Annotated in this window: 11 protein-coding genes and 1 tRNA gene; all 12 read left to right on the top strand. The window is 67.5% G+C overall.

Annotation, left to right across the window (positions count from 1 at the left end; translation table 11 throughout):
- The first annotated feature begins 4 nt into the window (after window positions 1-4).
- The 12 genes from ftsA to CCR79_RS11070 all read left to right on the top strand — a co-directional run bounded on the left by ftsA (window position 5) and on the right by CCR79_RS11070 (window position 10231).
- On the top strand, window positions 5-1243 hold the full coding sequence (ftsA, locus tag CCR79_RS11125; protein ID WP_201172437.1) for a cell division protein FtsA: 1239 nt from the start codon (window positions 5-7) through the stop codon (window positions 1241-1243).
- Between the two features lie 48 nt (window positions 1244-1291).
- Window positions 1292-2452, top strand: a complete 1161-nt coding sequence (ftsZ, locus tag CCR79_RS11120) for a cell division protein FtsZ (protein ID WP_201172434.1) — start codon at window positions 1292-1294, stop codon at window positions 2450-2452.
- Between the two features lie 160 nt (window positions 2453-2612).
- Entirely contained in the window at window positions 2613-3515 is a 903-nt protein-coding gene (lpxC, locus tag CCR79_RS11115) for a UDP-3-O-acyl-N-acetylglucosamine deacetylase (RefSeq protein WP_011814870.1), read from the top strand.
- 68 nt (window positions 3516-3583) lie between these two features.
- Entirely contained in the window at window positions 3584-4264 is a 681-nt protein-coding gene (locus tag CCR79_RS11110; protein ID WP_201172431.1) for a phosphoglycolate phosphatase, read from the top strand.
- Between the two features lie 4 nt (window positions 4265-4268).
- The gene (gene trpE / locus CCR79_RS11105) at window positions 4269-5744 is read left to right on the top strand and encodes an anthranilate synthase component I (RefSeq protein WP_201172428.1); all 1476 of its coding nucleotides are present in this window, start codon (window positions 4269-4271) and stop codon (window positions 5742-5744) included.
- Window positions 5741-6334: an anthranilate synthase component II gene (locus CCR79_RS11100; RefSeq protein WP_201172425.1), complete on the top strand. Its 594-nt coding sequence runs from the start codon at window positions 5741-5743 to the stop codon at window positions 6332-6334. Before trpE ends, CCR79_RS11100 begins: the two co-directional genes overlap by 4 nt.
- 45 nt (window positions 6335-6379) lie before the next feature.
- Window positions 6380-7408, top strand: a complete 1029-nt coding sequence (gene trpD / locus CCR79_RS11095) for an anthranilate phosphoribosyltransferase (RefSeq protein WP_201172422.1) — start codon at window positions 6380-6382, stop codon at window positions 7406-7408.
- Window positions 7405-8223, top strand: coding sequence for an indole-3-glycerol phosphate synthase TrpC (gene trpC, locus CCR79_RS11090; protein ID WP_201172419.1), 819 nt, complete (start codon window positions 7405-7407; stop codon window positions 8221-8223). The genes trpD and trpC overlap by 4 nt, the downstream gene beginning before the upstream one ends.
- Before the next feature lie 156 nt (window positions 8224-8379).
- Window positions 8380-9198 (top strand): adenosylmethionine decarboxylase, encoded by an 819-nt coding sequence (gene speD / locus CCR79_RS11085; RefSeq protein WP_201172416.1) that lies wholly within the window; start codon window positions 8380-8382, stop codon window positions 9196-9198.
- Window positions 9199-9285: 87 nt separating this feature from the next.
- Entirely contained in the window at window positions 9286-9714 is a 429-nt protein-coding gene (gene rplM, locus CCR79_RS11080) for a 50S ribosomal protein L13 (protein ID WP_201172413.1), read from the top strand.
- Window positions 9715-9740: 26 nt separating this feature from the next.
- Window positions 9741-10133 carry a 30S ribosomal protein S9 gene (gene rpsI, locus CCR79_RS11075; RefSeq protein ID WP_201172401.1) on the top strand — a complete coding sequence of 131 codons (393 nt, stop codon included), beginning with the start codon at window positions 9741-9743 and terminating at the stop codon, window positions 10131-10133.
- A gap of 24 nt (window positions 10134-10157) precedes the next feature.
- A tRNA-Gln gene (locus tag CCR79_RS11070) sits at window positions 10158-10231 on the top strand.
- Window positions 10232-10247: the final 16 nt, after the last annotated feature.

Genomic DNA, 10247 nt, shown 5'->3' with positions numbered 1-10247 from the left:
GAGCATGGTGCGAAAGAGCGAAGACAGCCTGTTGGTGGGCCTCGATATCGGTACCTCGAAGGTGGTCGCCATCGTCGGCGAGGCCAAGGAGGAGGGCGAGCTGGAGGTGATCGGTGTGGGCAGCCACCCGTCCCACGGTCTCAAGAAGGGCGTGGTGGTGAATATCGACTCCACGGTGCAGTCGATCCAGCGCGCCATCGAGGAGGCCGAGCTGATGGCCGGCTGCGAGATCCATTCGGCCTATGTCGGGATCTCGGGCAGCCACATCCGCAGCCTCAACTCCCACGGGATGGTGGCCATCCGCGACAAGGAGGTCCGCCAGGCCGATCTGGAGCGTGTCCTCGATGGGGCCAAGGCGGTGGCGATCCCGGCGGACCAGCAGATCCTGCACGTGATCCCGCAGGAGTTCGTCATCGACAGCCAGGAGGGTATCCGCGATCCCCTGGGCATGGCCGGCGTGCGGCTGGAGGCGCGGGTCCACATGGTCACCGGTGCGGTCTCGGCGGCGGACAACATCACCAAGTGCGTCCGCCGCTGCCAGCTGGACGTGGACGACATCGTTCTCCAGCAGCTGGCGGCGAGCCACGCTGTGCTCAGCGACGACGAGAAGGAGCTGGGCGTCTGCCTCGTCGATATCGGCGGCGGGACCACCGATATCGCGGTGTTCACCGGCGGCGCCATCCGCCATACCGCCGTCATCCCCATCGCCGGGCACCAGGTCACCAACGACATCGCGGTGGCGCTGCGGACGCCGACGCACCACGCCGAGGACATCAAGGTGCGCTACGCCTGCGCCCTGTCGCAGCTGGCCAACCCCGAGGAGAGCATCGAGGTGCCCTCGGTGGGTGACCGGCCGCCGCGCCGCCTGTCCCGCCAGTCGCTGGCGTCGGTGGTGGAGCCGCGCTACGAGGAACTGCTCTCGCTGGTGCAGTCGGAGCTGCGCAAGAGCGGCTTCGAAGATCTGATCCCGGCGGGCATCGTGCTCACCGGCGGTAGCTCGAAGATGGAGGGGGTCACCGATCTGGCCGAGGAGGTCTTCCACCTGCCGGTGCGCATCGGGGTGCCGAAGTTCGTTACCGGCCTATCCGATGTGGTGCGCAACCCGATGTACTCCACCGGCGTCGGTCTGCTCGCCTTCGGCGCGCGCAACCGCGAAAGCGGCATGTCGCCGGCGCTGGCGCAGGACGCCGGGATAACCGCCTTGTGGGGGCGGATGAAGAACTGGTTCAAGGGCAATTTCTAGTCATTTCAGTAATCGCTAGCGTCCGCGACGCTTGAGGAGGGCAGCATCATGTTTGATCTGATGGATACCGCCAATCAGAACGCGGTCATCAAGGTGATCGGAGTCGGCGGCGGCGGTGGCAACGCCGTCCAGCACATGGTTGAGAGCGAGATCGAGGGCGTGGAGTTCATCTACGCCAACACCGACGCCCAGGCCCTGGCCAATACCCGCGCCGGGGTGACGGTGCAGCTCGGTTCCGGCATCACCAAGGGCCTGGGGGCCGGGGCCGATCCGACCACCGGCCGGCAGGCGGCCGAGGAGTCCCGTGACCGCCTTCAGGAAGTGCTCGACGGGGCGGACATGGTCTTCATCACCGCCGGCATGGGCGGTGGCACGGGCACGGGGGCGGCCCCGGTGGTGGCCGAGGTCGCCCGCGAGATGGGCATCCTCGCCGTGGCGGTGGTGACCAAGCCGTTCCCGTTCGAGGGCAACAAGCGCATGGGCGTGGCCCAGGAGGGCATCAAGGAGCTGGAGAACAGCGTCGATTCGCTGATCACCATCCCCAATGAGCGGCTTCTGCCGGTGCTCGGCAAGAACCTGACCCTGATCGACGCCTTCAAGTCGGCCAACGACGTGCTCCATGGCGCGGTGCGCGGTATTGCTGAGCTGATCACCCGTCCGGGCCTGATCAACGTCGACTTTGCCGACGTGCGCACCGTGATGTCCGAGATGGGCATGGCGGTGATGGGCAACGGCGTGGCCTCGGGCGAGGGGCGTGCCCGCGAGGCGGCCGACCGGGCCATCGCCTGCCCGCTGCTCGAGGACTTCAACCTGGCCGGCGCCAACGGTGTTCTGGTCAACGTCACCGGTGGCTACAACCTCTCCATCGGCGAGTTCGACGAGGTCGGCAACGCCGTGCGCGAGTACGCCTCCGACGAGGCGACCGTGGTGGTCGGTGCCGTGATCGACCCCGAACTGGAGGACGAGCTGCGCGTGACGGTGGTGGCCACCGGTCTGGGGCCGGCGGTTCAGTCCGCTGAGGATGTGGCTCGCGTCGCCCAGCAGGCGCAGCCCGGTCCGCGCAAGCACACCGGCGAGGTCGACTACGCGCAGCTCGACCGGCCCACGGTGATCCGGCAGAACGCCGCCAACGAGCGCAAGGAGGCGGATACCGACGGCGACATGGAGTACCTGGATATCCCGGCGTTCCTGCGTCGCCAGGCCGACTGAGGCGCGGCGCGTTTTGTGCGCTGCAATATACTTTTTGGATTTGTTACACTAATATTTCGCGACGTCTCGCCGCTATAAACGGTGAAGGCGGTGTGTCCGGTCGCGCTGGTTGCGGCTGAGCACACATGTAGCCGCATGAGCAGTGGAGCCGAGTCGAGCCATGATCCGTCAACGCACCTTGAAGAACAGCATCCGCGCGACCGGCGTGGGCCTGCACACCGGCGAGAAGGTCTACCTGACCCTCCGCCCGGCTCCGGCCAATGCGGGCATCATATTCCGGCGGACGGATCTCGATCGCGAGATCAAGGCAACGGCCGCTGCGGTGGGCGACACCCGTCTCTCGACCTGCCTGGTCGAGGACGGGGTGCGCGTGTCCACCGTCGAGCACCTGCTCTCGGCGCTGGCCGGACTCGGGATCGACAACTGCTACGTCGATCTCTCCGCCGCCGAGGTACCGATTATGGACGGCAGTGCGGCGCCTTTTGTGTTCCTGGTCCGCTCTGCCGGGATCAAGGAGCAGGAGGCGCCGAAGCGCTTTGTGCGCATCCTGGAGCCGGTCCAGGTCGTCGACGGTGACAAGTGGGTGGCCTTCGAGCCCTTCGAGGGCTTCAAGGTCAGCTTCACCATCGACTTCGACCATCCGGTCTTCCTCGATCAGCACGCCCGGGCCGAGGTGGATTTCTCCTCGACCTCGTTCATCAAGGAGGTCAGCCGGGCGCGGACCTTCGGGTTCATGAAGGAGATCGAGGCGCTGCGGGCTTCCCGTCTGGCCCTGGGGGGCAGCCTGGACAACGCCATCGTGGTCGACGACTACCGGGTGCTGAACGAGGACGGGCTGCGCTACCGGGACGAATTCGTCAAGCACAAGATCCTCGACGCCATCGGCGACCTCTACCTGCTGGGCAGCAGCCTGATCGGCTCTTTCCACGGGCACAAGTCCGGGCACGCCCTCAACAACCGCCTCCTGCGCAAGCTCCTCGAGCACGAGCACGCCTGGGAGGAGGTGACCTTCGAGGAGCTCGACGAACTGCCCATTGCCTACGATCAGCCGGTGGTGGCCTGAGCGCCGCAGCAGCTTGCGGTCCGGGCCGGCCAGCCGGTAGGGTGTAGCTTTCTGCCTGAAAGCTGGCTATGGATCTCTCGCTGACTCGCGCGATTCTCTTCGATCTGGACGGGACGCTGGTGGATAGCGCCCCGGATCTGACCGCTGCCATCAACCAGGTTCTCACCGAGCGGGACCGGTCTCCGGTAACCGAGGAGCAGGTCCGTGGCTGGGTGGGCAACGGCGCCCGACGGCTGGTGGCGCGTGCCCTCACCGGCGAGGACGACGGTACCCCGCCCGACGAGGAACTGGACACCGCCCTGGAGCGCTTCTTCGAGTGCTACGGCGAGGCCGTTTATGTCCACAGTCGCCCCTTCCCCGGGGTTGTGGAGACCGTGCAGGCGCTGGCCCGGGCCGGCATGCGTCTGGCCGTGGTCACCAACAAGCCGCGGCGCTTCGCCGAGCCGATCCTCGAGGGCATGGGCGTGGCCGACGCCATCGATGTGGTCGTCGGCGGCGAGTGCACCGAGGCGCGCAAGCCCGATCCCGAGCCGCTGCGCCTGGCCATGGAGCGCCTGGGCGCGGCGTCGCGGACGGTGCTGATGGTCGGCGACTCGAGCACCGATGTCGAAGCGGCGCACAACGCCGGCATCCCGGTAGTCTGCGTGCCCTACGGCTATCGCCGCGGCGTCGCGCCGGAGGATCTGGGGGCCGACGCCATCGTCGATGACCTCAGCGGCGTGGTCACGCTGCTTCGCGGGGCGGCCTGAGGCGATGAAAGAGCACGAATTCCACAGCCTCGCCGAGGCCGGCTACACCCGTATCCCCCTTATCCGGGAGGTGCTGGCCGATCTCGACACGCCGCTGTCCACCTATCTCAAGCTCGCCCGCGGGCCGCGCTCCTTCCTCTTTGAGTCGGTGGAAGGTGGCGAGAAGTGGGGGCGCTACTCCATCATCGGCCTGCCGGCCCGGACCGAGATCGCCGTCTACGGCCACCGGGTCGAGGTTCGCCGCGACGGCGCGCTGGTCGACGAGGAGCAGGTTCGCGATCCGCTCGCCTGGATCGAGGCCTACCAGCACCGCCACCGCGCCGCAACGCCCTCCGGATTCCCGCAGATGCCGCGTTTTCTCGGCGGGCTGGTGGGGTATTTCGGCTACGATACCGTGCGTTACGTCGAGCCGCGCCTGGCTGAGGGGGCCCCGGAAGACGCCCTGGGGCTGCCGGATATCTGCCTGGTGGAGGCCGAGGAGGTGGTGGTCTTCGACAACCTCGCTGGCCGGCTCTACCTGGTGGTCCACTGCGACCCGCGCGAGCCCGGCGCCTATGAGGCCGGGCTAGCCCGGCTCGACGAGCTGGCCGCGCGGCTGGCCGAGCCCGTGCAGCGGCCCCCGTCCCGGGGGCGTGGTGTGGCGGCCGGCGAGCCCCGCTACAACTTCACCCAGGCCGGCTTCGAGGACGCGGTGGAGCGGATCCGCGAGTATATCGCTGCAGGCGACGTGATGCAGGTGGTTCCCTCGCAGCGCATGAGCATGCCGTTCAGCGCCGAGCCGCTCGATCTCTACCGGGCGTTGCGTTGCACCAATCCGTCGCCTTACATGTATTTCCTCGATCTGGGTGCGTGCCAGGTGGTCGGATCCTCGCCGGAGATCCTGGTCCGCCTCGAGGATGGCGAGGTGGCCGTGCGTCCCATCGCCGGGACCCGCAAGCGCGGGGCCACCGAAGCCCGCGACCGGGAGCTGGAGCAGGAACTGGTCTCGGACCCTAAGGAGATCGCCGAGCACGTGATGCTCATCGACCTCGGGCGCAACGACGTCGGCCGGGTGGCCGAGACCGGCACCGTGCGCCTGACCGAGCGCATGGTGGTGGAGCGCTACTCCCAGGTCATGCACATCGTCTCTAACGTGGTTGGCCGGCTGCGTCCCGGGCTCGGCCCCATGGACGTGCTGCGGGCCACGTTCCCCGCCGGGACAGTCTCCGGCGCGCCGAAGATCCGCGCCATGGAGATCATCGACGAGGTCGAGCCGGTCAAGCGGGGCGTTTACGCCGGGGCCGTCGGCTATCTGTCCTGGTCGGGCAATATGGATACCGCCATCGCCATCCGCACGGCGGTGGTCCACGATGGCCAGGTCCATGTCCAGGCGGGCGCCGGGGTGGTCGCCGACTCGGTCCCCGAGCTGGAGTGGAAAGAGACCCTGAACAAGGGCCGGGCGTTGCTGCGCGCCGTCGAGATGGCCGAGGCTGGCTTATGATCCTGATGATCGACAACTACGACTCGTTCACCTGGAACCTGGTCCAGTACCTGGGTGAGCTGGGTGCCCGGGTCGAGGTGGTGCGCAACGACGAGATCAGTGCCGATGAGGTGCGCCGCTTGCGTCCGGAGCGCATCGTGATCTCGCCAGGGCCCTGCACGCCCAACGAGGCCGGCGTGTCGCTTGAGGTGGTCCGCTGCCTGGCCGGCGAGGTGCCCATCCTCGGCGTCTGTCTCGGGCATCAGACCATCGGGCAGGTGTTCGGTGGCCGCGTGGTCCGGGCCCGCGAGGTCATGCACGGCAAGACGTCCGCGGTGCGTCACCGCGGCCAGGGAGTCTTCGCCGGCCTCCCCGAGCCGCTGGAGGCCACCCGCTACCACTCGCTGATCGTCGAGCGCGAAAGCCTCCCTGAGGAGCTGGAGATCACCGCCTGGACCGAGGGGGCCCACGGCGCCGTCGACGAGATCATGGGTCTGCGCCATCGCCGTCTCCCGGTCGAGGGGGTGCAGTTCCACCCGGAATCGATCCTCACATCGTCCGGCCACGATCTGCTACGCAACTTCCTCGAGCAGCCCCGCGCCGTCGCCTGAACCCTGCCCCTAGTACCCTGAACCATCAAAAAACCGAGGCACCCCATGGACCTAACCGCCGCCCTTCGTCGAATCACGGAAAACCAGGACCTCAGCCCCGATGAGATGACCGCGGTCTTCCGCACGATCATGACCGGTGGGGCCACGCCGGCGCAGATCGGTGGCTTCCTCATCGGCATGCGCCTGAAGGGGGAGACGGTCCAGGAGATGGCCGCTGCTGCCTCGGTCATGCGTGAGCTCGCCGAGCGGGTCGATGTCGGCGACGACTTCCACCGCCTGGTGGACACCTGCGGCACCGGCGGTGATGCCAGCGGCACCCTGAATGTCTCCACCGCCGCCGCCTTCGTCACCGCCGCCGGGGGCATCCCGGTGGCCAAGCACGGCAACCGCTCGGTCTCCGGGCGCAGTGGCAGTGCCGATCTGCTCGAGGCCTGCGGCGCCACGCTGGAGCTCAGCAGCGAGGCGGTGGCCGAGTGCATCCGCCGGGTCAACGTCGGTTTCCTCTTTGCCCCGCTGCACCACAGCGCCATGAAGCACGCCGTGGGGCCGCGCAAGGAACTCGGTGTGCGCACCCTGTTCAACCTGGTCGGCCCCCTGTCCAACCCGGCCGGGGCGCGGCGCCAGTTGCTCGGGGTGTTCGGCCAGGAGTGGGTGCGCCCGGTGGCCGAGGTGCTGCAGACCCTGGGCAGCGATCATGTGCTGGTGGTCCACGCCGAGGACGGGCTGGACGAGATCAGCATCGCCGCCCCGACGCGGATCGCCGAGCTGCGCAACGGGCAGATCGAGGAGTACACCGTCACGCCGGAGGATCTGGGGCTGCGCAGCGCGCCGCTCAATGAGGTGACCATCTCCGGCACCAAGGACAGCCTGGCGATGATCCGTGCCGCCTTCGCCGGCGAGCGCATTGCCGCCATGGAGCTGATCGCCGCCAACGCCGGTGCCGCGCTCTATGTCGGCGGTGAGGCGCCCGATCTGCGTCGTGGTGTGGAGCGGGCTCGGGAACTCATGACCTCCGGGGCCGCCGCCCAGACCCTGGAGCGCTTCGTGGCGACGACCCGGGAGCTCGCCCAATGAGCGCCACCGGGACGCCGGATATCCTGCGCCGCATCCTGCGCCGCAAGGCCGAGGAGGTGGTCGAGCGCGCCGAGGCCCGATCGCTGCGCGAGTTGTCGGCCGCCGCTGCCGACCTGGCGCCGACCCGCGGGTTCTGCGATGCGCTGCTGCAGCGGGTTGAGGCCGGCGGCGCCGGGGTCATCGCCGAGATCAAGCGCGCCTCGCCCAGCCGTGGCGTGATCCGCGACGACTTCCGGCCGGCGGCCATCGCCGCCGACTACCAGCGTCACGGTGCCGCCTGCCTGTCGGTGCTGACCGACCGCGACTTCTTCCAGGGCGATGACGCCCATCTGCAGGAGGCCCGCGAGGCCGTCACCGTGCCGGTGCTCCGCAAGGACTTCACCGTCGATGCCTATCAGGTCTACGAGGCGCGTGTCCTCGGGGCGGACTGCATCCTGCTTATCGCCGCGGCGCTGGGTGATGCGCAGCTGGCAGAGCTGCACGCCCTGGCGGTGGAACTGGGCATGGATGTGCTCATCGAGGTCCACGACGCCGAGGAGCTGGCCCGGGTCGCACCGCTGGGGCCGGCGCTGGTCGGCGTGAACAACCGGGACCTGCGGACCTTCCATACCGATCTGGCAACCAGCGAGGCGCTGGCCGGGGCGATGCCCTCCGGTGCCCTGGCAGTGACCGAGAGCGGCATCCACACCGCCGGGGATGTGGCCCGTATGCGCGCGGCCGGCATCCACGCCTTCCTGGTCGGCGAGGCGTTCATGTCCGCGGAGAGCCCGGGGGAACGGCTCGCCGAGCTCTTCGGCGGCCCCGCTGGGGCGTGACCGGCGGGGTGGCCGTGGGCCGCGCGGCGGGTGTTCCACGGAACGTCGGCCGCGGAGCTACTGTCCATTACAACGGTGGCGTTATCGCCAGATTTGTGCATAATTCCCTGCTTCCTTGAGCGCACACTTCCCACCGGCGACGGGAGGGCCCAGGCGTTGGTCGATTACACCCGCATCCGGCTCCACGGCTTCAACAATCTGACCAAGTCGTTGAGCTTCAACATCTACGACGTTTGCTACGCCAAGACCGAGGCGCAGCGGCGGGCGTATATCGAATATATCGACGAAGAGTACAACGCCGAACGGCTGACCGAGATCCTGACCAACGTCGCCGAGATCATCGGCGCCAATGTGCTCAACGTCGCGCGCCAGGACTATGACCCCCAGGGGGCCAGCGTGACCATCCTCATCTCCGAGGGTCCGGTGTCGCCCGAGGAGGCCGAGGAGAGCGCCGAGGCGCGGCCCGGGCCGCTGCCCGACGATGTCGTTGCCCACCTGGACAAGTCGCACATCACCGTGCACACCTACCCGGAGATGCATCCGGACAAGGGTGTGAGCACCTTCCGGGCGGACATCGATGTCTCCACTTGCGGCGTGATCTCGCCGTTGACGGCGCTCAACTACCTGATCCACTCGTTCGACTCGGACATCGTGACGATGGACTACCGCGTGCGCGGCTTCACCCGCGACGTGGAGGGGCACAAGCACTTCATCGATCACGAGATCAACTCGATCCAGAACTACCTCTCCGAGGACACCAAGGAGCGCTACCAGACCCTGGACGTGAACGTCTACCAGGAGAACATCTTCCACACGAAGATGATCCTGCGCGAGTTCGACCTGGATAATTACCTCTTCGGCGAGTCGAGTGCCGACCTTGACGATGAAGAGGCGAACACGATCCGCAGGCATCTGCGCCGGGAGATGATGGAGATCTTCGCCGGGCGCAACCTGCCGGCCAACCAAGAAGTCTGAGCCGCCGCGGACGGCGGGGGCAGTGGCGGTTGCCAGTACCGCCGCCTTCCGTTATTATGCGCGGTCTTCGACGGAGAGAGCGAAGCGATGAAGACGTATAGCGCCAAGCCCGCAGAGGTTCAACGCGACTGGTACCTGGTCGACGCCACCGACAAGACGCTCGGGCGGCTGGCCAGCGAGGTCGCGCATCGCCTGCGCGGCAAGCACAAGCCGGTCTTTACTCCGCACGTCGACGCGGGCGATTATATTGTCGTGATCAACGCCGACAAGGTTCGCCTGACCGGGCGGAAAGAGCGGGACAAGCAGTATTTCTGGCACACCGGTTTCCCGGGCGGCATCAAGAGCCGGTCCGTGGCCGAAGTGCGTGAACGTCATCCGGAGCGCCTGATCGAGAGCGCGGTGCGCGGGATGATGCCGAAGAACCGTCTGGGCCGGGCCATGCTCAAGAAGCTCAAGGTCTACGCCGGGAACGAGCACCGTCATCACGCTCAGCAGCCGCAGCCGCTGGAGCTCTGAGGCTACAATCGGGAACGATCAAGACCATGGCGAATCAGCAGTATTACGGAACCGGACGCCGCAAGACCTCTGCCGCGCGGGTGTTCATGACCCCGGGTAACGGCAATATCACCGTTAACGGTCGCCCGCTCGACGAGTACTTCGGGCGCGAGACCGGGCGCATGATCGTGCGCCAGGCGCTGGATCAGGTGGACGCCGCGGACAAGTTCGACATCAAGGCGACCGTCTCGGGCGGCGGGTCCAGCGGGCAGGCCGGTGCGGTGCGCCACGGCATTGCCCGGGCGCTGGCGAACTACGACGCCGAGCTCAAGGCGCCGCTGCGGCGTGCTGGTTTCATCACCCGCGATGCGCGCATGGTCGAGCGGAAGAAGATCGGCCTGCACAAGGCCCGTCGCGCGACGCAGTTCTCCAAGCGTTAACGCGGCGAAAGCAGCAGTTCCTGCTGGGGGATCGTCTAGCGGTAGGACTACGGACTCTGACTCCGTCAGCGGTGGTTCGAATCCACCTCCCCCAGCCATCTATACGGCCTATGC

Source organism: Halorhodospira halophila, from assembly GCF_016653405.1.
GTDB classification, from domain to species: Bacteria; Pseudomonadota; Gammaproteobacteria; order Nitrococcales; family Halorhodospiraceae; genus Halorhodospira; species Halorhodospira halophila_A.
This window is presented reverse-complemented; position numbering and strand designations above follow the sequence as displayed.